This window comes from Ruegeria sp. BE1, assembly GCF_056538885.1.
Genome location: NZ_JBQFTY010000001.1, coordinates 13,576 through 38,908, shown reverse-complemented (window position 1 = coordinate 38,908; position 25,333 = coordinate 13,576). Strand labels below are relative to the sequence as shown.

Here is a 25,333-nt window from a genome sequence, read left to right as displayed (position 1 = left end):
CGAATACCCTGCCACGCCTGCGGCGTTCTCGGGACATTCGTGTCACAGAGTGATTCAGGTAAAACCCGAAGCGCTTTAGACGTGCTGCGCGCCGTTCACCTCAATTTCCGCGCCCGAGATGTATGAGCTTTCCTGCGAACACAGGAAATAGATGGCCGCCGCGACCTCTTCGGGTTGGCCCAACCGGCCCAGCGGCAGTTTTTCCACAATTTTATCTGTGCCCGGGCTTAGGATCGAGGTTTCGACCTCACCCGGCGCAATCGCGTTCACCCGCACACCCATCGGTCCGAAATCATGCGCCATTTCACGGGTCAAAGCCGCCAGCGCCGCCTTGGATGTGGCATAGGCTGCACCTGCAAACGGATGCACCCGCGATCCGGCGATGGATGTCACGTTCACCACGGACCCGCGTGCGGCGGCCAGTTCCTCTTTCAACCCGCGCGCCAGAACGACCGACGCAAAGAAATTGACATGAAACACTTGCCCCCAGGTCATGAGGTCGGTGTTGAGGGTGCTCAGCCGCTCTCCGTTCGGGCCTTTGGGCGATACACCGGCATTGTTGACCAGCGCGTGCAGCTTGCCGTTTGTCATCTCTTGCAGCAGGCCAACCGCGTTGATCGTGTCGGCCGGGTCGCTCAGATCCAGTTGCACATGATTTTCCTTGCCGTCCCAAGGGCAGTCGTCGGGCACAGGATGGCGCGAGCATGTGATCACCCGCCAGCCTTCGGCGTGGAACCTGCGTACCGTCGCAAAACCGATCCCCCGGCTTGCCCCCGTCAAGACAAGAGTTTTCTGTTCCATCGGACATGCCTCCTGATTCAGGGCGCACCGGCACCCTAGCAGCGCCATTGCGACCCACAACAGCGATCTTGGCTTACGCCGCCAAAACGCCTAACACGTGAAGAAGAGGACATGACATGAAGACACGAGACATGAACCGAGACTGGATCGCCACCGCTGCCACGTTGAACAGCGCTTTGCCCTATCTGCAGCGCTATGACGGTGCAGTTGTCGTTATCAAACTGGGCGGCCACGCCATGGGCAGCGATGAAGCGATGGAGAGCTTTGCCCGCGACGTGGTGCTGATGCGTCAGGTCGGCGTGAACCCGGTGATCGTGCATGGCGGTGGACCGATGATCAACGCGATGCTGGACCAACTGAATATCCAGTCCGAGTTCGTGAACGGCAAGCGGGTGACCGACAAAGCCACCGTCGAAGTGGTTGAAATGGTCCTGTCCGGTCTTGTGAACAAGCGTATCGTTCAGGCGATCAACGGTCAGGGCGGTACTGCTGTGGGGCTGTCGGGCAAGGATGCGAACCTGATTGTCTGCGATCAGGCCGATCCATCGCTGGGGTTTGTCGGCTCGCCTGCCGAAATGAACCCGGCCATTCTGCACAACCTGTTTTCACATGATGTGATCCCGGTCATCGCGCCGTTGGGTGCGGGCAGGAACGGGGAAACCTTCAACATCAACGGCGATACCGCCGCGGGTGCCATCGCATCGGCCCTCAAGGCGGACCGGCTGTTGCTGCTGACCGATGTCTCGGGCGTGAAAAACGCAGGCGGAGAGGTCGTGACCGAGCTCAAGGCCGGTCAGATCCGCGAGATGACCATGGACGGCACGATCGCAGGCGGGATGATCCCAAAGACCGAAACGGCGCTGGACGCGCTGCACAGCGGCGTACGGGCTGTTGTCATTCTGGACGGGCGCGCGCCCAATGCCGTATTGTTGGAACTGTTCACCGAGCACGGCGCCGGATCCCTGATCCGGCCCGATTGACGTAACCCGCCGAGGAGAGATGACCGGATATCCCCCCCCATCCTCTTACGCGGCGGCAGTCAGCTATGGCTGGGTCATGCGTGCGGCGCATCAAGCAGGCCTGATCGTCATGGGCGCAACGCATCCACGACTGAGTGGCGCCAAGGGTCTGGACGGGGGAACTCTGGTTCTTTTGGGCGCGGGTGCGGCTTTCTGGCCCGTCTTGAAAACATCCGCAGAATGGTCGGGGCCCGACCCGGTTGACCGTTGGTCCAGTCGCGTCATTGGACAGATGGCGCAGAATCTGGGCGCGCAGGCATATTTTCCGTTTGGCGGGCCACCTTACACCCCCTTCATCGACTGGGCGTTGAAATCCGGCCGCACGTTCAACAGCCCGGTTGGCGCTTTGGTGCATGAAACAGTGGGGATGATGATCTCATACCGGGGGGCGCTGCATTTCGGACGGGAATTCGACATCCCCGAAGGCAGCGGCACGTCACCTTGCACAGATTGTCCCGCCCCCTGTGCAACATCTTGCCCGGTCCAAGCGCTGAACACCCAAGATTTCTATGACGTTAATGCCTGCCACGGCCATCTCTCCACTGCCGAAGGACAAACCTGCCTGACCAGCGGCTGCCTGGCGCGCCTGTCCTGCCCGGTCAGCGCTGGGGCCGGTCGTGACCCGGAACAATCCGCCCATCACATGCGCGCCTTTCACCCGTCATGACCCGCACACTGATCCTGACCCGCCACGCAAAATCCAGTTGGGGTGACCCCACCCTCGGCGATCATGACCGTCCCCTGAACAAGCGTGGGCGCAAATCAGCCCCAGCTATTGGGGCTTGGCTGCGCCAAAACGGCTGGCTGCCGGATGAGGTGCTAAGTTCAACCTCAACCCGCACCCGAGAAACATGGGAGCAGATGGGGCTAGAGGCCGAAAACGTCCATTTTGATCGCACCCTGTATCACGCTGATGCTGAAGATATTCTGCGCCAATTGTCCGACGCGACTGGGCCAACCGTGCTGATGCTGGGGCATAATCCCGGAATTGGCTACTTTGCAAACCGAATTGTCCAGCGCGCGCCGGATCATCCCCGGTTTCACGACTATCCAACCTGTGCCACCACCGTGATCCGCTTTGATGTCGAAGAATGGGCGCGGGTGCGCTGGAACAGCGGTGACGTGCTGGGGTTCACTATCCCACGTGACTTGCTGGAATGAAAAAAGGCGGGGCAAAACCCCGCCTTTTCATCTGTTTCGCCCGGATCAGTGACCCAGAATCTGGCTCAGGAACAGCTTGGTCCGTTCGCTCTGCGGGTTGTTAAAGAACTCTTCTGGTTCGTTCTGTTCCACGATCTGACCGGCATCCATGAAAATCACGCGGTTGGCGACCTGACGGGCAAAGCCCATCTCGTGGGTCACGCACAGCATGGTCATGCCTTCCTCGGCCAGTTCGATCATGGTGTCGAGCACCTCTTTGATCATCTCGGGGTCCAGTGCCGATGTCGGTTCATCGAACAACATGATCCGCGGCATCATGCACAAGGACCGCGCAATCGCCACTCGCTGCTGCTGACCACCCGACAACTGACCCGGGTATTTCAGCGCCTGATCGGGGATTTTCACCTTCTCAAGGAAGTGCATCGCGCGCTCTTCGGCCTCTTTCTTGGGCGTCTTGCGCACCCAGATCGGGGCCAGCGTGCAGTTTTCCAGAATGGTCAGATGCGGGAACAGGTTGAAGTGTTGAAACACCATCCCAACCTCGGAGCGGATCTTGTCGATGTTCTTCAGGTCATTCGACAGCTCAGTCCCGTCCACCATGATCGTGCCCTGCTGGTGTTCCTCCAGAGCGTTCAGGCAGCGGATCAAAGTGGATTTACCTGACCCCGATGGCCCCGCGATCACGATCCGTTCGCCTTGATTGACGGTCAGATTGATGTCGCGCAGCACGTGGAAAGACCCGTACCACTTGTTCATGTTGGTGATTTCGATGGCGACCTCGTCGCTCACCTGCATTTTGGAGCGGTCAATTTCGCGTTCAATTGCAAGTTCAGACATAGTTTGAACTCCTTAACGGTGGCCAGTATTGAGCTTGCGCTCAAGATACATGGAATAACGGGACATGGAGAAGCAGACGACAAAGAACAGGACGCCGATAAAGGCGAACAGCTCCCAGTAGACGCCATTCCAGGCGGTATCGGCGCGGATCGCGTTGGACAATCCAATCACGTCAATCAGACCGATGATCGACACCAGCGTCGTATCCTTGAAGATACCGATGAACGTGCTCACGATGCCCGGGATCGAGATTTTCAGCGCCTGAGGCATGATGATCAGCCGCTGCGCCTGCCAGTAGTTCAGGCCCAGACTGTCGGCCCCTTCATACTGTCCACGCGGCAGGGCGGCCAGACCACCCCGGATCACCTCGGCCATATAGGCAGCCGAAAACAGGGTCATCATGATCATCACCCGCAGGATGATGTCGAAATTGGTGCCCGGCGGCATGAAGATGTTCAGCAGCAGCGAAGCCACGAACAGCAGCGTGATCAGCGGAACGCCCCGGATGAACTCGATAAAGCCCACGCACAGGTATTTGACGATCAGCAGATCCGACTGACGGCCCAGCGCCAGTACGATGCCGATGGGCAGCGAGACACCAATGGCCACAACCCCCAGCAGGATCGCCAGCATGAAGCCACCAAAATCACGGCTTTCGACCGTGGCGATGCCAATCGGGATGACCGAATTGATGGCATCCGCCACTGCGCCAGCCGCAAACAACCACCACAGGATCGGCAGAGCCACAGCAAGGATCAGCGCAATCAGCGACCCTGCAACTGGCAGCGCCAGCTTGTAGGCAAAGTAACCGATAGCAAGTCCCGCAGCGACCATCAGCGGCCCCCAGATCGATCCGCCCCACATCAGCCAGGGCAACAGGAACGGATAGGCCGCTGTGACGATCAGCAGTTTGCGCGGCACGTTGGTGAACAGCACCGGTGCGATGGCAACGATCAGCAGGATAAAGGTCAGGTTTGGCCGGAAATAGGCAGGCCAGCCACCGCTTTCAGGCGGGTTCGACCATGTTGCATCCGGATGCGCCGGATAAGGCGGGTAGAAACCATAAAGCAGCTGCAGCCACCGGTCCTTGATTACGCCCCAGCAGGCATGGCCGTGGGTGTCGCCCCATGTGGCCATCATGATCTCGCGGCATTCCGAAAGGGAATTGGCATTCCAGACGGATTCGAACGTCCACGACAGGATGTTCGACAGCACGTAGTAGATCAGAGCCAGCGACAGGATTGTCAGGATCGCATTCAACCAGCTTGAGAACAGGTTATGCCTGATCCAGCCCAGCACCCCAACCTCAGAGGCCGGTGGTGCCTGTTCCGGCAGCATTTCCGTGCGGACAAATGAAACATCACTCATATTACCGCTCCACCAGTTTGACACGGTTGTTGTACCAGTTCATCACCGCCGAGATGCTCAGCGAGATGGACAGGTAAATCAGCATCAGCAGCAGAACGCATTCCAGCTCGCGGCCGGTCTGGTTCATGGTGATGCCGCCCAGCGTCCCCGTGATGTCCATATATCCAACCGCAATCGCCAGAGACGAGTTCTTGGTCAGGTTCAGATAGTTCGAGATCATCGGCGGGATGATCACGCGCAGCGCCTGCGGCAGGATCACCAGACGCATCGTGCGGTTCGGGCGCAGACCCAACGCAGATGCGGCCTCGGTCTGACCTTTCGAGATAGCCAGAATACCGGCACGGACGATCTCGGCGATGAACGCCGCCGTGTACAGCGACAAGGCCAGCCATAGGGCAATCAGCGAGTTCCGCAGATGAGTGCCACCGGTGAAGTTGAACCCCTTCAGCTCAGGATAACCAAGGTGGAAACCCAGCGCGGTCAGCAGGATGGCTGATGGTACGAACAGAAGGCCCAATTGGATATGCCAGGTGGTCGGACGGTCGCCGGTTTTCTCCTGCGTTGCATTGGCCCAGGCCGACACTTTGCGCATGGCAAAGATGCTGCCGCCAATCACGATCAGAAACGCGATCAGGTCCAGTGAAACGTCAAAGCGCAGGCTGGAGGTGCCAAAGAAGTGGATGTCACCCAAACTGCGCGAGAACAGAAACTCGGGGATGTAAACCCCGCGATTGGTAATGGCGACCGAGTCGAACAGCTTCATCGTTGCCTCGGGGTCCTCGCCCCGGAACGCGCGTGGCGCGGGCAGGCTTTCGATCAGGATGGCCATGGCGAACACGATCCACAGCAGGACCGGCACATTGCGGAACATCTCGACATACACCGTCATGATGCGCGCAATCAGCCAGTTGTTGGACAGGCGCAGAACACCGATGATCACACCAAGGATCGTCGCGGTGATACAGCCCAGCACGGCAACAACCAGCGTGTTTAACAGACCAACAAGCGCTGCGCGCAAATGGGTATCGCGCGAGTCATACTCCAGCAGCCGCTGGTTGATATCGTAGCTGGCTGGCTGGCTGAAAAAGTCAAAGCCAACAGGTTTGCCCAATGCTTCGATATTGTGAATAGCGTTTGAAACAAGCCAGGCTGCCAAAAGCATGAAACCGATCAGAGCAATGACCTGAATGGTCGCAGATCGATACCGCGTATCGTAAAGGAGCATCGACAGCCGGAAGTGCTCCTTCGGCGGGTCAGTGAGTGTCGTCATGACCTATGTTTTTCCCCGTGCATCCCGTTTCATTAGCCGACGAAGTTGTTCTTCGTTCAATCTATGCGGGCGTGTTTGTTATGGATGGAAAAAGGGCGCAGGTTGCCCTGCGCCCTTTTCCGTGGGTTTTAGCGGAACGGCGGCGAGTACAGCAGACCGCCATCGGTCCACTGTGCGTTCAGGCCGCGTGCCAGACCGATCGGGGTTTCTTCACCGATGTTCTTGGCAAATACTTCACCGTAGTTACCACCGGCTTTGATCGCGCGCTGTGCCCAGGTTGCGTCCAGACCCAGCATCTCACCCAGAGTGCCTTCGCTGCCCAGCAGACGGTTCACTTCGGGGTTGTCGGTGCCAGCGGCCATCTCATCGATATTGGCCGAGGTCACACCCATTTCTTCTGCCGCGATCAGCGCGTTCAGAGTCCAGCGGACAACATCACCCCATTCATGGTCGCCGTGGCGGACCAGCGGGCCCAGCGGCTCTTTCGAGATGATTTCAGGCAGGATCACGTGATCATTGGCGTTTTCAAAGGTGGCACGCGTTGCGGCCAGACCTGAAGCGTCGGTGGTATAGACGTCGCAGGCACCCGCCAGGTACTGCTGCTGAGCTTCGGCGTTGGTTTCGATCGGAACCGGCTCGTAGCTCATGTTGTTGATGCGGAAGAAATCCGCCAGGTTCAGCTCGGTGGTGGTACCGGTCTGAATGCAGACAGTCGCGCCGTCCAGTTCCTTGGCCGAGCTGACGCCCAGAGCCTTGGGAACCATGAAGCCCTGACCATCGTAATAGTTGATGCCGACGAATTCGAATTTCAGGTCGACGTCACGGCTGAAGGTCCAGGTGGTGTTACGGGCCAGCATGTCGATCTCGCCCGAAGCCAGCGCGGTGAAACGTGTTTTACCGGTGGTCGGAATGAATTCTACTGCGGTCGGATCGTCCAGAACAGCGGCGGCAACTGCGCGGCAGACAGCCACGTCAAAACCTTGCCACTCACCGTTGGCATCCGGGCTGGCAAAACCGGGAACACCGCTTGCCACGCCGCAGTTCAGCTTGCCGCGTGCCTTGACATCATCGGCAGTCCCCGCCGCAGCTGCACCAGCAGCCAGGCCGGCGATGGTTGCCACGCCCAAGATTACGGATTTTTTCATTTTTACCTCTTCCTGATTGTCCGCCCCGATCATGAGGCGGTTCTGTCCGGCACCTCTGGCACCGATAAGGTTTCCCCAAAGGTGTCTCCCCTTTAGTGGGCATGAGTTTGGGCGCATTCATAAACAAACGTCAAGGCCCCGATCAGGGAAAACGATGGGTCAATCCAGAGATGACTCGTCAGAGGTTCGAAAAACCGGCTCTGAAGGATCACTCAGAGAGGTCAAAGAACCGTTTGGCGTGCAGAAAAGCTGCTTTTTTTGTTTCCGCAACGGCATGAGCTTCGTCGTCATGGCCCCATTGTTCGATCTGCCACAGCTCATCCAACCGTGAAATCCGCCAGATCTGTTCCGCATCGCGCCAGCTTTCGGCGGCTGCAAACCCAAGGATCAGTGACCCGGACAGGCTGACCAGATCGTGGAAGGCCGCCATCTGAAAATCGTTAAGCCCATGAACTCGTTGACGAAGTGTGGTCAGCGCGGCCTCGGGTTGCGGGTGATGCAGAACCCCCGCGACCGGGATCAGACGGGCCGAAAGCGCGCCCGCAGCCCAGTCCAGAACGGGGTTCCATTGCGCAGCCTGACGGTCCTGCAACTCTTGCGGGTGGGTCGCACGATAGCACAACAGGTCCGAATCGCCGTAGTCGGCCAGCATGTCCGCAACCTCGGCGTGTTGGTGGTGCACCTTGTCGATCGCTGCGTTGGCCGACCGGGTAAAGGGCATCACGGTCGGGTCTATTACCTTTTCCTGCGCGTCCCACTCAGCGGCAACTGCTTGGGCCATGTCCTGAGTAGGCAGGATCAAACCCGCCTTTGCCGGCGTCTTCACGCGGCGACCGTCCAGTTCCACGGTATAGCCGCCCTCGGCTTCGACAACCGCACTTTCGGTCCAGAAGCGTTTGGGTTTCCAGTCACTCATGATGTCAGGTCCAGATTTCATCCAGCGCGGCGGGCAACTGGTCAAAGGTTTCGATTATGCGGGCTGCCCCATCCAGAGTGGACCGGCCATGATAACCCCAGGTCACTCCGATACCGGCAACCCCGGCTGCGCGGGCCATGTCCATGTCGAACCGGGTATCTCCGATCATGACCGTATTTACGGCCTCAACCCCGGTCTCGTCACGGGCGGTATCAATCATTGATGGGTGCGGCTTTGACGGGTGATGATCGGCAACTTGCCGGGTGACGAAATAGCGTTCCAGCCCGTGCCCTTCGATCAACGCATCCAGCCCGCGTTTAGACTTGCCGGTGGCAACGCCCAACAACACCTCGGGCACCGCATGCAATGCCTCGATCACCTCGCGCGCACCTGGGTAAAGCGGCGAACTGGCCACCCCCTGTTCCAGACGGTGCGCGTGATAGGCGTGCTTGTATCCCTCGACCAGAGAGTGTTGAACACTGTCTGAACATTCCGGCGCCAGTTGCGCCATCGCGTTCGGTAGAGACAGACCCACAATCGACAGGATCGCCTTTCGATCCGGCACAGGCAAAGACAAAGCGCTGAAACTGGCTGTCATCGCTGCGACGATGCTGCCTTGACTGTCGACCAGAGTGCCATCGACATCGAACAGGACCAGGCGCAAGGGTGCGCTCATTGCAATTCCTCGAACGGGTCGTCTTTGGCCAGATCCTCGGTCCAGCCGAATGTGTCCCAGCTGTGTTTCATATGATCGGGCAAGGGCGCCGTGACGGTGATGGTCTTGCGCATTACCGGATGCTGGAAGCTTGCCTGCCGTGCATGCAGGTGCAGCTTTTTGCTGATGATCCCGCCCAGCTGCGCACCCCAGCCATCGCCCAGATTTTCCTGACCCGAGCCGCCATATTTCCCATCGCCAATGATCGGATGCCCGATCGCCGCCATATGCGCCCGCAACTGGTGGGTGCGGCCGGTGATCGGCTCCATCGCGACCCAAGCCGCGCGCCCGGCCACCCGGTAGAGCGTTGCATATAGCGTATGCGCCCGTTTCGCGCCGGGGGTGTCGTTGATCTCGTTCAGGTGGACGGGGATCATCTTTTCGCCCTCGCCCTGTTTGCCGTGACCCGCAGCCTTGACCAGACCGGTCTTGATCTCACCCAGATAGGGGGTCGGCACACCGGCAACCAAAGCCCAGTAAATCTTGCGCGTGTCACGATGCCGGAACGCCGCCGTCAGCCCTTTGGCCGCATCCCGGGTGCGCGCCAGCAGCAAAACGCCCGAGGTGTCCTTGTCCAACCGGTGCACAAGGCGGGGATTTTCGTCATAGCCAAAACGTAGCGCCTCGGACAGGCTGTCCACGTGACGCGTCTGACCGCTGCCGCCCTGAACCGGCAGACCATGCGGTTTGTTCAGCGCCAGAACGTGATCGTCGCGATAGATCACACAGGACTGGATCATCTTTGCATCCGCATCCGAGATACGGCGCTTGACCTCAGCCGGTTTGTGATCCGCATCGGGCAAGGGCGGCACGCGCACGACCTGCCCAACCTCAAGCCGGGTCGAGGCTTTCACCCGTCCGCCTTCAACGCGCAGCTCACCCTTGCGGCACATCTTTTCGATGCGCCCCTGACTGACATGCGGGAACAGGCGGCGCAGCCAACGGTCGATCCGCTGGTCGCCGTCACCCTCTGCCACGGTGATCATTTGTACGCCACTCATACCGATATCCCCTTCACGCGGCGGGTCCGCGCGGATTGCATGCCATTCGGTGCCTTTGAAAACATGCGCGTCTGTGGCGCGCCATGGACAAAGAGTCAACCGTTGCGCTGCGCCCGCAGCTTGGCGAAATAGTCCAGACGCTTTTTCAACTCGCGCTCGAACCCGCGTTCGACCGGCTGGTACAGCTCGGGCCGCTCGATCCCGTCCGGAAAATAGTTCTGGCCCGAGAACCCATCCTCGGCATCATGATCATAGGCATAACCCGCGCCATAGCCCTGATCCTTCATCAGCGAGGTCGGCGCGTTCAGGATGTGTTTGGGCGGCGGTTCACTGCCGGATTGCCTGGCCAGCCGCATCGCCGCCTTGTAGCCCACATAGGCGCCGTTCGATTTGGGGGCCAGCGCCAGATAAACCAGCGCCTGCGCCAGCGCCAGCTCGCCTTCGGGGCTGCCAAGGCGTTCATAGGTCTGCCATGATTGCAGGCAAATCGCCTGCGCCTGCGGGTCGGCCAGCCCAATATCTTCAACCGCCATCCGCGTAATCCGACGCGCCAGATAGCGCGGATCTTCACCCCCAGTCAGCATCCGGGCAAACCAGTACAAAGCCGCGTCCGGGTCCGATCCGCGCACCGATTTATGCAGGGCGGAGATCAGGTTGTAATGCTCATCCCCGGACTTGTCGTATTTCGCCGCGCGCCGCATCAGACGGGTCGACAACGCATCCGGGTCCAGCGGCGCATCCACCTTCCAAGCCGCAACCTGTTCGATCAGGTTCAGCAACGCCCGCCCGTCCCCATCGGCCATTTCCTGCAACGCCTCGCGCGCGGGGCCGGTCAGGGGCAGCGCGCGGCCCAACTCTTTCTCGGCCCGCTGGGTCAGGCGTTCCAGATCGGAAAGGCTGAGGCGTTCCAGCACCAGCACCTGCGCCCGGCTGAGCACAGCGGCGTTCAACTCGAACGAGGGGTTCTCGGTCGTCGCCCCCACCAAAAGGATCGTGCCGTCCTCCATATGCGGCAGAAACCCGTCCTGCTGGGCCTTGTTGAAACGGTGAATCTCATCCACGAACAGCAAGGTGCCCTGCCCGTTCTGGCGACGAATCTTGGCGGCCTCGAACACCTTTTTCAGGTCGGGAACGCCCGTGAAAATCGCGCTGATCTGAACAAAATGCAGGTCGGTCTCCTGCGCCAGCAGCCGTGCGATGGTCGTCTTGCCAACACCCGGAGGACCCCAGAACACCAGACTGGACAAGCTGCCCGACGCCAACATCACCCCCAAGGGCGCATCAGGCCCCAGCACCTGCTCCTGCCCGATCACCTCGGCCAGGGTCTGCGGGCGCAACCGATCTGCCAGCGGACGATGCGCAGACGGCGCGGGCTGGTCGGCCCCGGTGTCGAACAGATCGCTCACAGCCGGAACCGCAACGAGATCTGACGACCGCCCCTGAGAATGCTCAGATTGATCCGCCGCCCCGGATCGGTCAGCGCGCTCACCACATCGGCGGGGCGCTCAACCTGTGTGCCATTGACGCTGTCGATCACGTCGCCCGGGCGCAATCCGGACCGGCCGCCATAGGGGCCCGCATCCACCACGACCACACCGGTTTGCGACAGGAGCAACCCCATCCGGGCAATGACCGCAGGATTGATCCGCGACAGTTTCAGCCCCGGCATGACGGTTCGGTCGTCCAGAAGGGTTTCCTCGGCCGCCGGAACCTCGGGTGCTTTGACCAGCGCGATTTCGATATCCTCCTGCGCGTCGCCGCGCAGCCGGGTCACGATAGACGTGCCGCCCACCCCGGCCACGGACATGCGAAACTTCATCTCGGCGGGTGAGTTGACCTCATCCCCGTCCACATGGGTCACCACATCACCCACACGCAGCCCCGCATCGGCCAGCGGGCTCAGCGGGTGCAGATCGGAAATCACCACGCCCATGGGGATCACAAGACCCAGAGACTCGGCAATGTCCGCGCTCATGTGCTGGCCCGCCATACCGGCCCACGGGCTGACAAAGCTGTCATTGCCGTCTTTGGCCTGCCGCAGGAACTCGGCCACCAGATTGGCCGGGATCGCGAAACCAATACCGTTCGACCCGCCCGAACGGGTCAGGATCGAGGTATTGATCCCAATCAGATCGCCATTCACATCAATCAGCGCGCCGCCCGAGTTGCCCGGATTGATCGCCGCATCGGTCTGAATGAAATAGCCCCGCCCATTTCCCGTGGCCGTCCCGGTGCGCGCAAGCCCCGAGATAATGCCCGACGACACCGTCTGCCCCACGCCAAAGGGGTTGCCGATGGCGAGCGCCAGCTCCCCCACTTCAACATGGTCGGAATCGCGCAGGTGCAGAAAAGGCAGGTCTTTGGCCTCTTCCAGTTGCAGAATGGCAATATCGCTTTCCGCGTCGCCCAGAACCACGCGCGCCGAAAACTCACGCCGGTCCGTTGTGACCACCCTGATTTCCGTGGCCGTCCCGACCACGTGATAGTTCGACACCACAAAGCCATCATCCGACAGGATCACACCAGACCCCAGCGAGTTCTGTACCCTCTGGCGCGGCTCATTGAAGCCGCGGCCAAAGAAATCCTGAAAGAACGGGTCGGAAAACAGCGTGTTGCCACGCCCCTGCCGCACGATCTTGGCATAGATATTGACGACCGCGGGCGAGGCCTCTTTGACCACCGGCGCAAACCCGAGGCTGATCTCGGCCTGGGATGTGGGCACTTTGGTTTCGGCATGGGCTGTCATGGCCAGTGTCGCCAGCAGCAGTGAGCACAGGGTTTTTCGCATGACCATTCCGTCGATTGACTGCCCATCGGATATGCGAGGCCCGTGTGGGGAATGCAAGCGTGTTGGTAAATTCATCGCGTTGACTTGGATGCGAAGGATTGAAAGTGTCGGCGGAACCTCAAAGTAACGAAGCAGTTGAATTATGTCGGAAAAATCGGATTTACTTAAACGTCTTGTTACAATGGCATCCCGGCTAATACTTACGGCAGGTTTGATGGCAGTGCTCCCGCTGACCGCTTTGGCCGGACCCAAGCTGATAATAGGAAGTGGCCCACAAGGAAGCGTGGACTTCAGTGTCAGCAAGGAAGTCTGCACCTCATTTGCCCAACACGCAGACGGCTACAGATGCCGCGCGGCCAGATCCAGCGGATCCGTCGAAAATTTACATGGCTTGCGGCGAGATAAATACGATATTGTCATTGCCCGTTCCGATGAGGTTCGCGATTCATTGCTTGGGTTCAGGCAATACAAAAACGTGGGGCCGGATACAGAGCTGCGATCTTTGTTCTCAGTCCATAGCATGGCTTTAAATATATTCGTCAAAGAAGACGCACCTATCAAAAGGTTCACCGATCTCAACGGAAAATCGGTGGCCATTGGTGGGCTTGCAGTCCCTTTGATGAGAGACCTACTTCGGAACCGCGACTGGAACTTCTCAGGCTTTTCAAACTTACCACACGGTGGGACGAAAAAGCTGGGCGATCTGCTCTGTATCGGCAGGATTGATGCTGTCGCGTTAGCGGTCACTTTTCCTTCCGGCTGGATGAAGGATTTTTCAGAATCCTGCCCCATCCGCCTGATCAGCTTTTCGGACCATCGCATCGACGCAATGACCAAGAACCACAGCTACATCAGTAAAAGTCTAATCCCCAGAAATGCCTACCTAACGCAAGACACTCACACACAAACAATAGCTTACAAAATGGCGTTCTTAACAGACACGCAATTGCCAGAAGAAGATGCTTATGCGTTTGTTAAATTCACCTTTGAGAACCTGGACAACCTTAAGCAACAGCACCCCTTATTGAGCGGGCTGACGCCATCAGCGATGATCCGTGACAGCTTACCTGCCCCCCTGCATCCGGGTGCAGAGCGGTATTATCGGGAACAAGGATGGATCAGGTAGAAAAGAAAAACCCCCGCGTTCAGGACGCGAGGGTTTTCATTTGAAAGCGATGCTTTCTTATTCTTCTGCGGCGTCTTCCGCAGCAACGCGGGCCTTGTCAGCCGCGCCTTTGGCGTCGACGTCACGATCCACGAATTCGATGATCGCCATCGGCGCCATATCGCCATAGCGGAAGCCCGCTTTCAGGATGCGGACATAACCGCCCTGACGCTCGGCGTAGCGAGGGCCCAGAACTTCGAACAGCTTGGCGACGTCTTTGTCTTCTTTCAGCTGTGCTGCGGCCTGACGGCGGGCGTGCAGGTCGCCGCGTTTGCCCAGAGTGACCAGCTTTTCGATGATCGGGCGCAGTTCTTTTGCCTTGGGCAGGGTCGTTTTGATTTGCTCATGCTCGATGAGCGAGCCAGCCATGTTCGCAAACAGAGCCTTGCGGTGCTCATGAGTACGGTTCAGGCGGCGGTAACCACGTGCGTGACGCATTTTTCAATTCCTTCTTGCGTTTTGCTTTGTCTGGCCGGCGATGCGTGTCACCGGCTCTCCTTGGGGCATCATCGCCCATACAGTCCCCGGAACCCCGGGCATTTGAGAAGACGCGCTTAGAACGCGTCTTCGAATTTCTTGGCCAGATCTTCGATGTTGTCGGGCGGCCAGTCCTCGACATCCATGCCGAGGTGCAGACCCATGCCGGACAGCACTTCCTTGATCTCGTTCAGCGACTTGCGGCCGAAGTTCGGAGTGCGCAGCATCTCGGCTTCGGTCTTCTGGATCAGATCGCCGATATAGACGATGTTGTCGTTCTTCAGGCAGTTTGCCGAACGGACCGACAGCTCCAGCTCGTCCACTTTCTTCAGCAGCAGCGGGTTGAACTCCAGACCATCGTCTTCGTCCTGGCGACCAGCCGATTCCGGCTCGTCGAAGTTGACGAAGATCGACAGCTGATCCTGCAGGATGCGCGCGGCAAAGGCCAGCGCGTCCTCGGGAGTGATCGAACCGTCGGTTTCGATCTTCAGGGTCAGCTTGTCATAGTCCAGAACCTGACCTTCACGGGTCGGCTGAACATCATAGGCAACCTTTTTGACCGGCGAATAGATCGCGTCGATCGGAATCAGGCCGATAGGCGCGTCTTCGGGCTTGTTCTTCTCAGCCGAGACGTAACCCTTGCCGGTGTTGACGGTCAGTTCCATGAACAGGTCGGCGCCATCGTCCAGGTGGCAGATGACGTGATCGCGGTTCAGAACCTCGATACCGGCGCTTTCGCTGATGTCGCCAGCGGTGACAACTGCGGGGCCTTTGGCATTGATCGACAGGCGCTTGGGGCCTTCGACTTCCATGCGCAGGGCAACGCCCTTGAGGTTCAGGATGATGTCGGTAACGTCTTCACGCACACCCGCGACCGAGGAGAACTCGTGCAGGACGTTGTCGATCTGAACGCTGGTGATGGCCGCGCCTTGCAGCGAGCTCATCAGAACGCGACGCAGCGCGTTGCCCAGGGTCAGACCAAAGCCACGCTCCAGCGGTTCGGCAACCAGAGTTGCCTGACGTGCAGGGTCGTTGCCCGGCTTGCCGTCCAGTTGGGTCGGCTTGATCAATTCTGCCCAATTCTTGTGGATCATGTAATCCCTCCATTCCTGTCCGCGCCCCATGACCAACAAGGTGCAGACGCCCGAGGTTCAAAATGACGTGCTGGGGCCGTGCAAAAAAACACAGCCCCAGCCTAATTCCAAATCGCTTAGACGCGACGACGCTTCGGCGGACGGCAGCCGTTGTGAGCGATCGGTGTCACGTCGCGGATCGACGTGATGTTGAAGCCCACGGCAGCCAGCGCACGCAGAGCCGATTCACGACCCGAACCGGGGCCCTGAACTTCGACTTCCAGCGTCTTGACGCCATGTTCCTGCGCCTTCTTGCCTGCGTCTTCTGCAGCCATCTGAGCGGCGTAGGGGGTCGATTTCCGCGATCCTTTGAAGCCCATGGTACCGGCAGACGACCACGAGATGGCGTTGCCCTGTACGTCCGAGATCAGGATCTTGGTGTTGTTGAAGGTCGAGTTCACATGGGCAACGCCCGATGCGATGTTCTTACGCTCTTTGCGCTTAACGCGAGTCTTATCACGTGCCATCAGTCAGACCCTCCCTTATTTCTTCTTACCGGCAATGGCCTTTGCGGGGCCTTTGCGGGTACGAGCGTTGGTGTGGGTACGCTGACCGCGAACCGGCAGGTTGCGGCGGTGACGCAGACCGCGATAGCAGCCCAGGTCCATCAGGCGCTTGACGTTCATCTGAACTTCACGACGCAGATCACCTTCAACGGTGAAGTTTTCGTCGATGTATTCGCGGATTTTCAGAACTTCGGCGTCGGACAGTTCGTTGACGCGACGGGTCGCTTCAATGCCCACGGCTTCGCAGATCGCTTTGGCCGAGGTGTTGCCGATACCGGTGATATATGTGAGGGCGATTGGTACCCGCTTTGCAGTCGGGATGTTTACGCCGGCAATACGTGCCACGTGTCACTTTCCTTTTTGTTGCGGTTCCGTAGCTCCGGAACCTTTTTTCACAACACCTGACCGTGGCAGTGACGCCAGAGGGTCCAGTATTATTCGAGGTGGTCGGGGCGGTTAGGACGAATCCCTCACGCAGTCTTGATTCCCTTTAGGGATGGGGGTCGATATGGGCTTTTGGCCACGCCGTCAAGCCCATATTCAACTACGAGTATTCCTAGGCGTCCAGCGCGCTGGAAATTGCTTCTTGAACCTCGTCGATCTCGCCCAGACCATTGATCTTGGTCAGCTGACCCTTGGCATAGTAGTAGCCGATCAGCGGCGAGGTCTTTTTATAGTACTCCATCAAGCGGGTCTTGAGGCTTTCCTCATTGTCATCCGCACGACGTTTGAAGTCATTCTCTTTGCCGCAATTGGTGCATTTGCCATCCGCCGGGATCGGCTTGGTGATGTCGTTATAGACCTCACCACAACCGCCGCAGGTAGAACGCGCCGTGATCCGCTGGACCAGCGCCGCATCGTCCACTTCCATCTCGATCACTGCGTCAAGGTTATTGCCGGTACTCTCCAACAACTCGCCCAACGCATCGGCCTGCGCCAGCGTGCGAGGGAAGCCGTCAAAAATAAAACCACCCTCGGCACCAGCGTCCAGCTTTTCGCGGATGAGGCCGATCACGATCTCATCTGTTACAAGCTGCCCCTTGGCCATCACCTCGGCCACGCGGTTGCCCATTTCGGTGCCGCTGTCCTTGGCCTCACGCAGCATGTCACCAGTGCTCAGCTGTACCATGCCGCGGGTTTCAACCAGATGACGTGCTTGCGTGCCTTTGCCTGCCCCCGGGGGGCCGAGAAGAATGATGTTCATCGACGGGACGGAGCCTTTCTACCGCGTTTCTTGCCCTTGCCACGCAGTTGGGATTTTTCAATCAGCCCTTCGTACTGATGCGCCAGCAGGTGGCTTTGAACCTGTTGGATCGTATCCATGGTCACCGAGACGATAATCAGAACCGAGGTGCCGCCAAAGTAAAACGGGATGGCGAACTGGTTGCGCAGGATTTCAGGCAGCAGACAGACCGCCGCCAGATAGGCCGAACCCAAAACCAACACGCGGTTGACCACGTATTCCAGATACTCGGCGGTTTTCTTGCCCGGGCGGATACCCGGCACAAAACCGTTCTGCTTTTTCAGGTTGTCCGCCACATCGTCCGGCTTGAATGACACGTTGAACGTGTAGAAATAGGCGAAGAACACGATCATCGAGGCGAAGAACAGCAGGTACAGCGGTTGTCCGGGGCCAAAGTTGGCCAGCAGCCACGACATGACCGGCCCGTTGGTCGCGCCTGACGAGAAGGTCGAGATCGTCACCGGCAGCAGCAACAAGGAACTGGCAAAGATTGCCGGGATAACGCCCGCCGGGTTCACTTTGACCGGCAGGTGGCTGGAGCCGCCCTCGTAGACTTTCATACCGGCCTGACGGCGCGGATACTGGATGTGGATCTTGCGCAAGGCTCGTTCCATAAACACCACGAATGTGATCACGGCGATGACCATTACGATCACACCCACGATCACAGCGGGGCTGATCGCACCGCTGCGACCGCTGGCAAAAAACTGCGCCAGCGCGGCCGGAACTTCGGCAATGATGCCAACGAAAATGATCAGAGAGATGCCGTTACCGATGCCGCGCGCGGTGATCTGTTCACCCAGCCACATCAGGAACATGGTACCGCCGACCAGCGTAATCATGGTCGACATGCGGAAGAACATGCCCGGATCGGTCGCCAGATCGCCCGACTCCAGCGAAACCGCCAGACCATAAGCCTGTACAGTGGCCAGCGCCACGGTGCCGAAACGGGTATATTGGTTGATCTTCTTGCGGCCCTGTTCACCCTCTTTCTTGAGTTGCTCGAGCGCGGGAACCATGGATGTCAGCAGCTGCACGATGATCGAAGCCGAAATATAGGGCATGATGCCAAGGGCAAAAATACCCATCCGCCCCAGCGCCCCGCCGGTAAACATCGAAACCATGCCGCCGATGCCCTGCCCCGCTTGCTCCATGAACTCGCGCAGTGCTTGGCCGTCGATGCCCGGAACCGGAATAAAGGTGCCCAGACGATAGACGATCAGCAATGCAAGCGTGAACAGAATGCGGTTGCGCAGATCGGTGGCTTTGCCCAAAGCAGCCCAGCTTGTGTTGGCTGCCATTTGTTCTGCTGCTGATACCATAAATCGGTCTCTCTTATGAAAACACCGCCCGGAACCGTTTTCCGGCTCGGGCGGCGTCTAGGAAAACTCTGAGGTCTATGTAAGCGGGTCTTGGCCCGCTCACAAGCGCTTACTCTGCCGCAGCAGCTTTTGTGACCGTCAGTGAACCGCCCGCTTTCTCAACTGCCTCAACGGCAGCTTTCGAAGCACCGGTCACTTCCAGGTTCACCTTGGCGCTGATTTCGCCTTTGGCCAGAACGCGGATACCGTCCAGCTTACGGCGCACCAGGCCGGAGGCAACCAGCGCGTCCTCGGTGATCGCGGCTTTGGCGTCCAGTTTCTTGGCGTCGATGAATTTCTGGATCAGACCCAGGTTGATAACGGCGAATGCCTTGCGGTTCGGCTTGTTAAAGCCACGCTTGGGCAGGCGCTGGTACAGCGGCATCTGGCCGCCTTCGTAGCCATTGATGGCCACACCCGAACGGGATTTCTGGCCTTTGATACCACGGCCACCCATTTTACCTTTGCCGGAACCCGGACCGCGGCCAACACGGGTGCGTTTCGGGCTGGCGCCAGGATTGTCGCGCAATTCGTTCAGTTTCATATCGCTTCTCCTTAGCCGGATATGACCCCCGAAGCGTGATGGGCCAAACACGGCATTTCTTGGTTTTGATTCTCATGGACGGAAATCCACCGGAGGCGTATAGGCCCGCAACCCTGAATTGGCAAGCCCATAGGTGGCGTGGGTCACAGTTCGTCCTGCGCAACCTCTTCCATGTCATCCGCCACTTTGCGAGTTATCGGGGCCGCATGCGGGTCGATACCGTGTTTTGCGACAAGCTGCCCAACCAGACTATCGGGGTGCGGAACGCCATCGAACCTATGGCGAATGAACGCGCGCATGCGTCGGCCATAAAAATGGATTGACATCGTATTGTCCGTCAAAAACTTCTCAGCCCCGCCCGAAGCTCGAGCCATGGTCCGTCTGTCCTTGTACCCGATTGGGTAAAGAACCTCTTGCGGCTTTGAGAACCGCGCTTCCTTGTTCTGCTGTAAAAGCCATGTCAAGGCACGCGGCCCCCAAACCCCCCAAGGCATTTCACCCGCATGCAGCCGGTTCCCGGCGATAGCCTCCCGGATCAGCGGTCCTCGGTGTTTTGGCGGCAACCAATGGGGGATCCTGTAGGGATCATTGGTGTATTCGATCAGATCATAGAGGGTGGCACTGTCCTTGGGCAGCGCCAACACGCCTCCGTTGATCTCATGAGGTGCCAGCCAGCCATGCAGATGCCCATTCTCAGTGGTAAAGGGCTTTACGCAATAAGCATCGGTATCCGCCCAGATGATGTCGTCTTCCTGAGCCAGCATTTGCACGCGGAACTTGTCGGAATGCAATGCGGGACTACCCGTGCGCTGATGCAGAATAACTTCGTTGTCGGGCAGGATTTCGCGCGCATCGCGACGTTCGACACCATCGGGGATATTTGTGACCGGACCGTAGGTGTACAGGCGTACATGCTGACCGGCATCCAGAAAGGACTTTATACAAAGCTGTTCCAGAAAGCTCAGCGCGCCATCGATCCACAGCATACCGATCTGATATTCCCGCACGAGGCACGCCCTTTCCTGACAGCCATCAGCCCAAGCCGACCATCCCTCAATTGACAGATAACCGTTTGCCTTTCAACAGGTCCGCTAAAAATCGTGGGGCGTCCATCAAATCTCCGCACCCAAAACGAAAAGAGGCGCCATAAGGCGCCTCTGAGTGAGTGGTGTTTTTCAGTCTTACGAGCAGTAAACGTGATCCCGCGCGATATCGCGGATGTCGCAGCGGCGGACGCCGATGTCGTTCAACTCGCGGTCGGACAGGCTTTGCAGCTCCGAATAGGTGCGGTTGTATTCTGCACGCAGCGCGTAAGTTTCTTTGACGCGGGCGACGAGTGTTGCGATGCGGGCGGTCAGGCCAAAGCCTTCGCGGGTAAATGTTGCAGTGTTTGCCATAGTTTCATTCCTTTCTGAGCCCGAGGCGAATTCCACGGGTAGTTGATACGTTCCTGTTTGGGACAACGCTCAGATAGGGGTGATGGGTAACGCTAACAACGGATGTTTCGGTCTAGCCGCCTTGCAATCATTGCATGGGTCAATTGGAGGAAAGTTCGGCGTTTGAGTCTCGCAAGGCAAAGCCCCAAGCGCTATTTGCGAATTTGACCTACAAACCGCTGCTTTTGGGCATTTACCAGGACCAGTTTTCCGTTGTTAACGACGTAGAGATCAAATCGCGGAGTCGAATATCCGATGCAGCGCATTCCATTCTCATAAAACTTGTAAGTAGCCGCGTCATAGGACTGCCCACCAGCCCTATAAGAGTAAGAGCCGTTAGCCAAATAGGTTTCCACTTCATTGCCCTGATAGACCACTTTGCGTCCCGAAAGGTTTTTTTGCAGCCAAGCCGCAGTCACTTTCTGGTCACCATCCGAGAGAAAGCCCTTTTTGATTTTTGGGGCTTTAGAGGGGCAGTCGGCGAAAGATACGGTTACGGCGAAAATCGCGCAAATCGCGATCAGATAAAGTTTCATGTCAAATTTCCTGTCTGAAAAACAAGTATCAAACCTAGACTTATTTGGTCATATCGCAACAAAAAACGCCCCTGACCGCAGTCAGAGGCGCTTTCAAAACTTAAAAGAGATCGCGCTCAGCCGCGCTCTTGGATGATCTCAACCAGATGCGGGATCTTGTTGACCATGCCGCGCACCGAAGGAGTGTCCTCCAGCTCACGGGTTTTGTGCATCTTGTTCAGGCCCAGACCGATCAGGGTTGCGCGCTGTTCGGCGGGGCGGCGGATCGGGGAACCGATCTGCTTGACGACGATGGTTTTTGCCATGACTCGCTCTCCTTATGCTTCTGCTTCAGCAGCAGCAGGTGCTTCGTCCCGCTTGGGCAGGATGTCGGCAACCTTTTTGCCACGACGCTGCGCGACCGAACGCGGGCTCTGCTCTTTCTGCAGGCCGTTCATGGTGGCGCGGATCATGTTGTAGGGGTTCTGCGAGCCGATCGACTTGGACACAACGTCCTTGACGCCCAGCATTTCGAACACAGCACGCATCGGACCACCGGCGATGATACCAGTACCTTCAGGTGCGGTGCGCATAACCACTTTACCAGCGCCGTGACGGCCCTCGATGTCGTGGTGCAGGGTCCGACCTTCGCGCAGTTGCACGCGGATCATCTGACGCTTGGCTTGTTCAGTCGCCTTGCGGATGGCCTCAGGTACTTCTTTCGCTTTACCTTTGCCAAAGCCCACGCGGCCTTTCTGATCGCCGACAACCACTAGAGCGGCGAAGCCAAAGCGCTTACCACCTTTTACGGTTTTCGACACACGGTTGATTGCGACCAGACGATCTGCAAATTCCGGTGCTTCTTCACGGTCGCGGCCACGGCCCCGACGGTTTTCACGTTCTGCCATTTGGCATCCCTTTTCTCATGTGGCGCATACGGCGCCGTTTTCTTCAATCCAAGTGAGCCCCGACTGACGTCAGGGCCCCCGGATCATCGGGACAGCCCGAAGGCTGCCCGCAGGTCTTAGATCTTCAGACCACCTTCACGCGCGGCGTCGGCTACTGCCTTCACCTTGCCGTGGAACAGGAAGCCACCACGATCGAAATAGGCCTCTTCGACGCCTGCCTTCTTGGCACGCTCGGCGATGGCCGCGCCCACTTTGGTGGCCGCTTCGACGTTGTTCTTGCCAACAACACCCAGATCTTTTTCCAGGGTCGAGGCCGAAGCCAGGGTCACGCCACGAACGTCGTCGATCAGTTGAACACTGATGTTCTTGTTCGAGCGGTGAACCGACAGGCGTACACGGCCGGCGTTGACTTTGCGAAGTTTGTTCCGAACGCGCAGGCGGCGCTTCAGAAACAGGGTTCTTTTGCTGTTTGCCATTGTCTGCGTCCTTACTTCTTCTTGCCTTCCTTGCGGAAGATGAACTCGCCCTTATAGCGGATGCCCTTGCCTTTGTACGGCTCGGGACGGCGCCATTCGCGGATTTTGGCCGCGACTTCGCCCACCTGCTGCTGGTCGATACCTTCCACAACGATCTCGGTCTGCTTCGGCGCGGTGATGGTGACACCTTCCGGAGCAGTGAAATCAACATCGTGGCTGTAGCCCAGGTTCAGCTTCAGGGTGTTGCCCTGCATCTGAGCCCGGTAACCAACACCCTGGATCTCCAGCTCTTTTTTGAAGCCTTCGGTCACACCGGTTACCAGATTGGCAACCATGGTGCGGCTCATGCCCCACTGCTGGCGGGCACGCTTGGACATGCCACGAGGGTTGATCTGCACAACGTTGTCTTCGACCGACAGCGTTACGTCATCAGTTGCGGTGAAGCTGCGGGTGCCTTTCGGACCTTTGACTTCGATGGTCTGACCCGACACAGAGGCGGAAACGCCGCTGGGCAGCTCGACCGGTTTTTTACCAATACGAGACATTGCAGACCTCCTTAGAAGACGGTGCAAAGCACTTCGCCGCCAACATTGTTGGAGCGTGCGTTCTGGTCCGACATCACACCTTTCGGAGTGCTGACAATCGACACGCCCAGGCCCTGACGGACCTGCGGGATGTCATTGACGCCCATGTAGACGCGACGACCGGGTTTCGAAACCCGCTTGAGTTCGCGAATGACAGGGGTGCCTTCGTAGTATTTCAGGCTGATTTCGATGGCCGGATGACCGTTTTCACCGGTCGTCTTTTCATAGCCACGGATGTAACCTTCGTCCGCCAGCACGTCCAGAACCCAACCGCGCAGCTTGGAAGCCGGGGTGGAAACGGTGGACTTGCCGCGCATTTGCGCGTTGCGGATACGGGTGAGCATATCGCCGATAGGATCATTCATATCTATGTCTCCCTTACCAGCTCGATTTCACCATGCCGGGAATCTGACCAGCAGAACCCAGCTCGCGCAGCGCGATACGGCTGACCTTCAGCTTACGGTAGTAAGCGTGGGGACGACCGGTCAGCTGACAACGGTTGTGCAGACGGGTTGCCGAGCTGTTGCGCGGCAGTTTCGCCAGTTTCAGACGCGCTTTGAAACGCTCTTCCATCGGGCGGCTCTCGTCATTCGCGATTTCTTTCAGCTCGGCACGCTTTGCGGCATATTTGGCCACCAGGCGTTCGCGCTTCTTCTCGCGTTCGATCATTGCTTTTTTAGCCATGTCTCAATCCTCGCGGCGCTTAAGCGTTGAAGGGCATGTTGAAAGCTTTCAACAGGCTCTTTGCTTCAGCGTCGGTTTTCGCTGTGGTGGCAATTACGATATCCAGGCCCCAGACCTCGTCGACTTTGTCGAAGTCGATTTCCGGGAACACGATGTGCTCTTTCATGCCCATGGCAAAGTTGCCCTGACCATCGAAAGACGGCTTAACACCGCGGAAGTCACGAACGCGCGGCAGCGCGATGGTGATCAGGCGATCCAGGAATTCGTACATCCGGTCACCGCGCAGGGTCACTTTCGCGCCCAGCGGCATGTCTTCACGGACGCGGAAACCCGCGATCGACTTCTTCGCCTTGGTTGAAACGGCCTGTTGACCAGCAATCGCAGTCAGGTCTTCGACAGCAGCTTTCGCTTTCTTCGAGTCTTTGACCGCCTCAGCACCACAACCGATGTTCAGAACGATCTTGTCCAGCTTGGGCAGCTGCATGTCGTTCTTGTAGCCGAATTCTTCTTTCAGAGCGGCACGGATGGTTTCAACGTACTGAGCTTTCAGACGCGGGGTGTAGGTTGCGGAATCAAGCATCGATCACGTCCCCTGTGGTCTTGGCGAAGCGGACCTTCTTGTCGCCTTCCATGCGGAAGCCAACGCGGGTTGCTTTGCCGTTTTTGTCCAGCAGCGCCAGGTTCGACAATTCGATCGGGTTTGCCTGGGGCAGACGGCCACCTTGCGAAGTTTGCGACTGACGGGTGTGACGGATGGCAATGTTGATGCCTTCGACAACAGCTTTACCGGCCTTGGGGTCAACCGAGGAAATAGTTCCCTCTTTGCCCTTGTCCTTGCCGGCCAGCACGACGACCTTGTCGCCTTTGCGGAGTTTAGCAGCCATGATTACAGCACCTCCGGAGCCAGCGAGATGATTTTCATGAAGTTCTTGCCGCGCAGTTCACGAACAACGGGGCCAAAGATACGGGTACCGACTGGCTCGTTGTTGTTGTTCAGGATGACGGCGGCGTTGCGATCGAAACGGATCGCGGTGCCGTCTTCGCGACGGACTTCCTTGGCGGTGCGTACGACGACGGCCTTACGGACGTCCCCTTTCTTTACGCGGCCGCGCGGGATGGCTTCCTTCACCGAGACGACAATGATGTCGCCGACGGAGGCGTATTTACGCTTGGAACCACCCAGGACCTTGATGCACTGAACTCGGCGTGCGCCGGAGTTGTCAGCGACATCCAGATTGGTCTGCATCTGGATCATGTGGTTTCTCCCGACCTGTGGGGGC

At 58.3% G+C, this 25,333-nt stretch carries 33 protein-coding genes; 4 read left to right on the top strand and 29 right to left on the bottom strand.

Annotation, left to right across the window (positions count from 1 at the left end; genetic code table 11):
* Window positions 1–75 precede the first annotated feature (75 nt).
* Entirely contained in the window at window positions 76–801 is a 726-nt protein-coding gene (locus tag ACR0J5_RS00275; RefSeq protein ID WP_480649853.1) for an SDR family NAD(P)-dependent oxidoreductase, read from the bottom strand.
* A 116-nt stretch (window positions 802–917) separates the two neighbouring features.
* On the opposite strand from ACR0J5_RS00275, the gene argB reads away from it, so the two are divergent.
* Genes argB through ACR0J5_RS00260 form a run of 3 tightly spaced genes read left to right on the top strand, consistent with a single transcriptional unit; the run spans window position 918 to window position 2,981 of the window.
* Window positions 918–1,781, top strand: coding sequence for an acetylglutamate kinase (gene argB, locus ACR0J5_RS00270; protein WP_480649852.1), 864 nt, complete (start codon window positions 918–920; stop codon window positions 1,779–1,781).
* Between the two features lie 19 nt (window positions 1,782–1,800).
* Window positions 1,801–2,487, top strand: a complete 687-nt coding sequence (locus tag ACR0J5_RS00265) for a ferredoxin (protein ID WP_480649850.1) — start codon at window positions 1,801–1,803, stop codon at window positions 2,485–2,487.
* Window positions 2,484–2,981, top strand: a complete 498-nt coding sequence (locus tag ACR0J5_RS00260; RefSeq protein ID WP_480649848.1) for a SixA phosphatase family protein — start codon at window positions 2,484–2,486, stop codon at window positions 2,979–2,981. The genes ACR0J5_RS00265 and ACR0J5_RS00260 overlap by 4 nt, the downstream gene beginning before the upstream one ends.
* A gap of 45 nt (window positions 2,982–3,026) precedes the next feature.
* Here ACR0J5_RS00260 and ACR0J5_RS00255 read toward each other — a convergent pair whose 3' ends face one another.
* From ACR0J5_RS00255 to ACR0J5_RS00215, 9 genes are all read right to left on the bottom strand, one after another.
* Entirely contained in the window at window positions 3,027–3,818 is a 792-nt protein-coding gene (locus tag ACR0J5_RS00255) for an amino acid ABC transporter ATP-binding protein (protein WP_480649847.1), read from the bottom strand.
* A 12-nt stretch (window positions 3,819–3,830) separates the two neighbouring features.
* Window positions 3,831–5,186, bottom strand: a complete 1,356-nt coding sequence (locus ACR0J5_RS00250) for an amino acid ABC transporter permease (RefSeq protein WP_480649845.1) — start codon at window positions 5,184–5,186, stop codon at window positions 3,831–3,833.
* Between the two features lies 1 nt (window position 5,187).
* On the bottom strand, window positions 5,188–6,456 hold the full coding sequence (locus ACR0J5_RS00245) for an amino acid ABC transporter permease (protein WP_480649843.1): 1,269 nt from the start codon (window positions 6,454–6,456) through the stop codon (window positions 5,188–5,190).
* Window positions 6,457–6,584: 128 nt separating this feature from the next.
* Complete coding sequence (locus tag ACR0J5_RS00240) at window positions 6,585–7,601, bottom strand: amino acid ABC transporter substrate-binding protein (RefSeq protein ID WP_480649841.1); 1,017 nt, start codon at window positions 7,599–7,601, stop codon at window positions 6,585–6,587.
* A 208-nt stretch (window positions 7,602–7,809) separates the two neighbouring features.
* On the bottom strand, window positions 7,810–8,517 hold the full coding sequence (locus ACR0J5_RS00235; RefSeq protein ID WP_480649839.1) for an ATP12 family chaperone protein: 708 nt from the start codon (window positions 8,515–8,517) through the stop codon (window positions 7,810–7,812).
* Window positions 8,518–8,521: 4 nt separating this feature from the next.
* The gene (locus ACR0J5_RS00230) at window positions 8,522–9,193 is read right to left on the bottom strand and encodes an HAD-IA family hydrolase (RefSeq protein ID WP_480649837.1); all 672 of its coding nucleotides are present in this window, start codon (window positions 9,191–9,193) and stop codon (window positions 8,522–8,524) included.
* On the bottom strand, window positions 9,190–10,233 hold the full coding sequence (locus ACR0J5_RS00225; RefSeq protein ID WP_480649835.1) for an RluA family pseudouridine synthase: 1,044 nt from the start codon (window positions 10,231–10,233) through the stop codon (window positions 9,190–9,192). Before ACR0J5_RS00225 ends, ACR0J5_RS00230 begins: the two co-directional genes overlap by 4 nt.
* A 95-nt stretch (window positions 10,234–10,328) precedes the next feature.
* On the bottom strand, window positions 10,329–11,639 hold the full coding sequence (locus ACR0J5_RS00220; RefSeq protein WP_480649833.1) for a replication-associated recombination protein A: 1,311 nt from the start codon (window positions 11,637–11,639) through the stop codon (window positions 10,329–10,331).
* Entirely contained in the window at window positions 11,636–13,021 is a 1,386-nt protein-coding gene (locus tag ACR0J5_RS00215) for a trypsin-like peptidase domain-containing protein (RefSeq protein WP_480649831.1), read from the bottom strand. The genes ACR0J5_RS00220 and ACR0J5_RS00215 overlap by 4 nt, the downstream gene beginning before the upstream one ends.
* A 142-nt stretch (window positions 13,022–13,163) precedes the next feature.
* Here ACR0J5_RS00215 and ACR0J5_RS00210 point away from each other — a divergent pair, with 142 nt between their 5' ends.
* Window positions 13,164–14,147, top strand: a complete 984-nt coding sequence (locus ACR0J5_RS00210) for a TAXI family TRAP transporter solute-binding subunit (protein ID WP_480649829.1) — start codon at window positions 13,164–13,166, stop codon at window positions 14,145–14,147.
* Between the two features lie 57 nt (window positions 14,148–14,204).
* On the opposite strand, the gene rplQ is transcribed toward ACR0J5_RS00210, so the two are convergent.
* The 19 genes from rplQ to rplN all read right to left on the bottom strand — a co-directional run bounded on the left by rplQ (window position 14,205) and on the right by rplN (window position 25,308).
* Complete coding sequence (rplQ, locus tag ACR0J5_RS00205; RefSeq protein WP_480649827.1) at window positions 14,205–14,624, bottom strand: 50S ribosomal protein L17; 420 nt, start codon at window positions 14,622–14,624, stop codon at window positions 14,205–14,207.
* A gap of 116 nt (window positions 14,625–14,740) precedes the next feature.
* On the bottom strand, window positions 14,741–15,757 hold the full coding sequence (locus ACR0J5_RS00200; protein WP_480649825.1) for a DNA-directed RNA polymerase subunit alpha: 1,017 nt from the start codon (window positions 15,755–15,757) through the stop codon (window positions 14,741–14,743).
* 116 nt (window positions 15,758–15,873) lie between these two features.
* On the bottom strand, window positions 15,874–16,263 hold the full coding sequence (gene rpsK, locus ACR0J5_RS00195; RefSeq protein WP_008757289.1) for a 30S ribosomal protein S11: 390 nt from the start codon (window positions 16,261–16,263) through the stop codon (window positions 15,874–15,876).
* Window positions 16,264–16,278: 15 nt separating this feature from the next.
* A complete protein-coding gene (gene rpsM / locus ACR0J5_RS00190) occupies window positions 16,279–16,647 on the bottom strand; it encodes a 30S ribosomal protein S13 (protein WP_170332212.1) in 369 nt (122 codons plus the stop codon).
* A 211-nt stretch (window positions 16,648–16,858) separates the two neighbouring features.
* Window positions 16,859–17,506 (bottom strand): adenylate kinase, encoded by a 648-nt coding sequence (locus tag ACR0J5_RS00185; protein ID WP_480649823.1) that lies wholly within the window; start codon window positions 17,504–17,506, stop codon window positions 16,859–16,861.
* On the bottom strand, window positions 17,503–18,867 hold the full coding sequence (gene secY / locus ACR0J5_RS00180) for a preprotein translocase subunit SecY (protein ID WP_480649821.1): 1,365 nt from the start codon (window positions 18,865–18,867) through the stop codon (window positions 17,503–17,505). The genes ACR0J5_RS00185 and secY overlap by 4 nt, the downstream gene beginning before the upstream one ends.
* Window positions 18,868–18,976: 109 nt before the next feature.
* Window positions 18,977–19,450: a 50S ribosomal protein L15 gene (gene rplO / locus ACR0J5_RS00175; RefSeq protein ID WP_480649819.1), complete on the bottom strand. Its 474-nt coding sequence runs from the start codon at window positions 19,448–19,450 to the stop codon at window positions 18,977–18,979.
* A 143-nt stretch (window positions 19,451–19,593) separates the two neighbouring features.
* On the bottom strand, window positions 19,594–20,457 hold the full coding sequence (locus tag ACR0J5_RS00170; RefSeq protein WP_480649818.1) for a hypothetical protein: 864 nt from the start codon (window positions 20,455–20,457) through the stop codon (window positions 19,594–19,596).
* 174 nt (window positions 20,458–20,631) lie between these two features.
* A complete protein-coding gene (locus ACR0J5_RS00165) occupies window positions 20,632–20,847 on the bottom strand; it encodes a DUF1127 domain-containing protein (RefSeq protein WP_480649816.1) in 216 nt (71 codons plus the stop codon).
* Window positions 20,848–21,038: 191 nt separating this feature from the next.
* Complete coding sequence (locus ACR0J5_RS00160; RefSeq protein WP_480649814.1) at window positions 21,039–21,422, bottom strand: hypothetical protein; 384 nt, start codon at window positions 21,420–21,422, stop codon at window positions 21,039–21,041.
* 116 nt (window positions 21,423–21,538) lie between these two features.
* Window positions 21,539–21,727 (bottom strand): 50S ribosomal protein L30, encoded by a 189-nt coding sequence (rpmD, locus tag ACR0J5_RS00155; RefSeq protein WP_480649812.1) that lies wholly within the window; start codon window positions 21,725–21,727, stop codon window positions 21,539–21,541.
* 12 nt (window positions 21,728–21,739) lie between these two features.
* On the bottom strand, window positions 21,740–22,309 hold the full coding sequence (rpsE, locus tag ACR0J5_RS00150; RefSeq protein ID WP_480649811.1) for a 30S ribosomal protein S5: 570 nt from the start codon (window positions 22,307–22,309) through the stop codon (window positions 21,740–21,742).
* A gap of 116 nt (window positions 22,310–22,425) precedes the next feature.
* A complete protein-coding gene (gene rplR / locus ACR0J5_RS00145) occupies window positions 22,426–22,785 on the bottom strand; it encodes a 50S ribosomal protein L18 (RefSeq protein ID WP_039523386.1) in 360 nt (119 codons plus the stop codon).
* An 11-nt stretch (window positions 22,786–22,796) separates the two neighbouring features.
* On the bottom strand, window positions 22,797–23,330 hold the full coding sequence (rplF, locus tag ACR0J5_RS00140) for a 50S ribosomal protein L6 (RefSeq protein ID WP_170440485.1): 534 nt from the start codon (window positions 23,328–23,330) through the stop codon (window positions 22,797–22,799).
* Between the two features lie 11 nt (window positions 23,331–23,341).
* Window positions 23,342–23,734, bottom strand: a complete 393-nt coding sequence (gene rpsH, locus ACR0J5_RS00135; RefSeq protein WP_039523381.1) for a 30S ribosomal protein S8 — start codon at window positions 23,732–23,734, stop codon at window positions 23,342–23,344.
* 13 nt (window positions 23,735–23,747) lie between these two features.
* On the bottom strand, window positions 23,748–24,053 hold the full coding sequence (gene rpsN / locus ACR0J5_RS00130) for a 30S ribosomal protein S14 (RefSeq protein ID WP_068340744.1): 306 nt from the start codon (window positions 24,051–24,053) through the stop codon (window positions 23,748–23,750).
* A 19-nt stretch (window positions 24,054–24,072) separates the two neighbouring features.
* Window positions 24,073–24,633, bottom strand: coding sequence for a 50S ribosomal protein L5 (gene rplE, locus ACR0J5_RS00125; protein WP_480649808.1), 561 nt, complete (start codon window positions 24,631–24,633; stop codon window positions 24,073–24,075).
* Complete coding sequence (gene rplX / locus ACR0J5_RS00120) at window positions 24,626–24,937, bottom strand: 50S ribosomal protein L24 (RefSeq protein ID WP_068340764.1); 312 nt, start codon at window positions 24,935–24,937, stop codon at window positions 24,626–24,628. The genes rplE and rplX overlap by 8 nt, the downstream gene beginning before the upstream one ends.
* Before the next feature lie 2 nt (window positions 24,938–24,939).
* On the bottom strand, window positions 24,940–25,308 hold the full coding sequence (gene rplN, locus ACR0J5_RS00115; protein WP_008757934.1) for a 50S ribosomal protein L14: 369 nt from the start codon (window positions 25,306–25,308) through the stop codon (window positions 24,940–24,942).
* Window positions 25,309–25,333 lie beyond the last annotated feature (25 nt).

Excerpts from the sequence above, each read along its gene's own strand:
- ACR0J5_RS00275 (WP_480649853.1), bottom strand. The coding sequence starts at position 801 with ATGGAACAGAAAACTCTTGTCTTGACGGGGGCAAGCCGGGGGATCGGT.
- argB (WP_480649852.1), top strand. The coding sequence starts at position 918 with ATGAAGACACGAGACATGAACCGAGACTGGATCGCCACCGCTGCCACG.
- ACR0J5_RS00265 (WP_480649850.1), top strand. The coding sequence starts at position 1,801 with ATGACCGGATATCCCCCCCCATCCTCTTACGCGGCGGCAGTCAGCTAT.
- ACR0J5_RS00260 (WP_480649848.1), top strand. The coding sequence starts at position 2,484 with ATGACCCGCACACTGATCCTGACCCGCCACGCAAAATCCAGTTGGGGT.
- ACR0J5_RS00255 (WP_480649847.1), bottom strand. The coding sequence starts at position 3,818 with ATGTCTGAACTTGCAATTGAACGCGAAATTGACCGCTCCAAAATGCAG.
- ACR0J5_RS00250 (WP_480649845.1), bottom strand. The coding sequence starts at position 5,186 with ATGAGTGATGTTTCATTTGTCCGCACGGAAATGCTGCCGGAACAGGCA.
- ACR0J5_RS00245 (WP_480649843.1), bottom strand. The coding sequence starts at position 6,456 with ATGACGACACTCACTGACCCGCCGAAGGAGCACTTCCGGCTGTCGATG.
- ACR0J5_RS00240 (WP_480649841.1), bottom strand. The coding sequence starts at position 7,601 with ATGAAAAAATCCGTAATCTTGGGCGTGGCAACCATCGCCGGCCTGGCT.
- ACR0J5_RS00235 (WP_480649839.1), bottom strand. The coding sequence starts at position 8,517 with ATGAGTGACTGGAAACCCAAACGCTTCTGGACCGAAAGTGCGGTTGTC.
- ACR0J5_RS00230 (WP_480649837.1), bottom strand. The coding sequence starts at position 9,193 with ATGAGCGCACCCTTGCGCCTGGTCCTGTTCGATGTCGATGGCACTCTG.
- ACR0J5_RS00225 (WP_480649835.1), bottom strand. The coding sequence starts at position 10,233 with ATGAGTGGCGTACAAATGATCACCGTGGCAGAGGGTGACGGCGACCAG.
- ACR0J5_RS00215 (WP_480649831.1), bottom strand. The coding sequence starts at position 13,021 with ATGCGAAAAACCCTGTGCTCACTGCTGCTGGCGACACTGGCCATGACA.
- ACR0J5_RS00210 (WP_480649829.1), top strand. The coding sequence starts at position 13,164 with ATGTCGGAAAAATCGGATTTACTTAAACGTCTTGTTACAATGGCATCC.
- rplQ (WP_480649827.1), bottom strand. The coding sequence starts at position 14,624 with ATGCGTCACGCACGTGGTTACCGCCGCCTGAACCGTACTCATGAGCAC.
- ACR0J5_RS00200 (WP_480649825.1), bottom strand. The coding sequence starts at position 15,757 with ATGATCCACAAGAATTGGGCAGAATTGATCAAGCCGACCCAACTGGAC.
- rpsK (WP_008757289.1), bottom strand. The coding sequence starts at position 16,263 with ATGGCACGTGATAAGACTCGCGTTAAGCGCAAAGAGCGTAAGAACATC.
- ACR0J5_RS00185 (WP_480649823.1), bottom strand. The coding sequence starts at position 17,506 with ATGAACATCATTCTTCTCGGCCCCCCGGGGGCAGGCAAAGGCACGCAA.
- secY (WP_480649821.1), bottom strand. The coding sequence starts at position 18,867 with ATGGTATCAGCAGCAGAACAAATGGCAGCCAACACAAGCTGGGCTGCT.
- rplO (WP_480649819.1), bottom strand. The coding sequence starts at position 19,450 with ATGAAACTGAACGAATTGCGCGACAATCCTGGCGCCAGCCCGAAACGC.
- ACR0J5_RS00165 (WP_480649816.1), bottom strand. The coding sequence starts at position 20,847 with ATGGCAAACACTGCAACATTTACCCGCGAAGGCTTTGGCCTGACCGCC.
- ACR0J5_RS00160 (WP_480649814.1), bottom strand. The coding sequence starts at position 21,422 with ATGAAACTTTATCTGATCGCGATTTGCGCGATTTTCGCCGTAACCGTA.
- rpmD (WP_480649812.1), bottom strand. The coding sequence starts at position 21,727 with ATGGCAAAAACCATCGTCGTCAAGCAGATCGGTTCCCCGATCCGCCGC.
- rpsE (WP_480649811.1), bottom strand. The coding sequence starts at position 22,309 with ATGGCAGAACGTGAAAACCGTCGGGGCCGTGGCCGCGACCGTGAAGAA.
- rplR (WP_039523386.1), bottom strand. The coding sequence starts at position 22,785 with ATGGCAAACAGCAAAAGAACCCTGTTTCTGAAGCGCCGCCTGCGCGTT.
- rplF (WP_170440485.1), bottom strand. The coding sequence starts at position 23,330 with ATGTCTCGTATTGGTAAAAAACCGGTCGAGCTGCCCAGCGGCGTTTCC.
- rpsH (WP_039523381.1), bottom strand. The coding sequence starts at position 23,734 with ATGAATGATCCTATCGGCGATATGCTCACCCGTATCCGCAACGCGCAA.
- rpsN (WP_068340744.1), bottom strand. The coding sequence starts at position 24,053 with ATGGCTAAAAAAGCAATGATCGAACGCGAGAAGAAGCGCGAACGCCTG.
- rplE (WP_480649808.1), bottom strand. The coding sequence starts at position 24,633 with ATGCTTGATTCCGCAACCTACACCCCGCGTCTGAAAGCTCAGTACGTT.
- rplX (WP_068340764.1), bottom strand. The coding sequence starts at position 24,937 with ATGGCTGCTAAACTCCGCAAAGGCGACAAGGTCGTCGTGCTGGCCGGC.
- rplN (WP_008757934.1), bottom strand. The coding sequence starts at position 25,308 with ATGATCCAGATGCAGACCAATCTGGATGTCGCTGACAACTCCGGCGCA.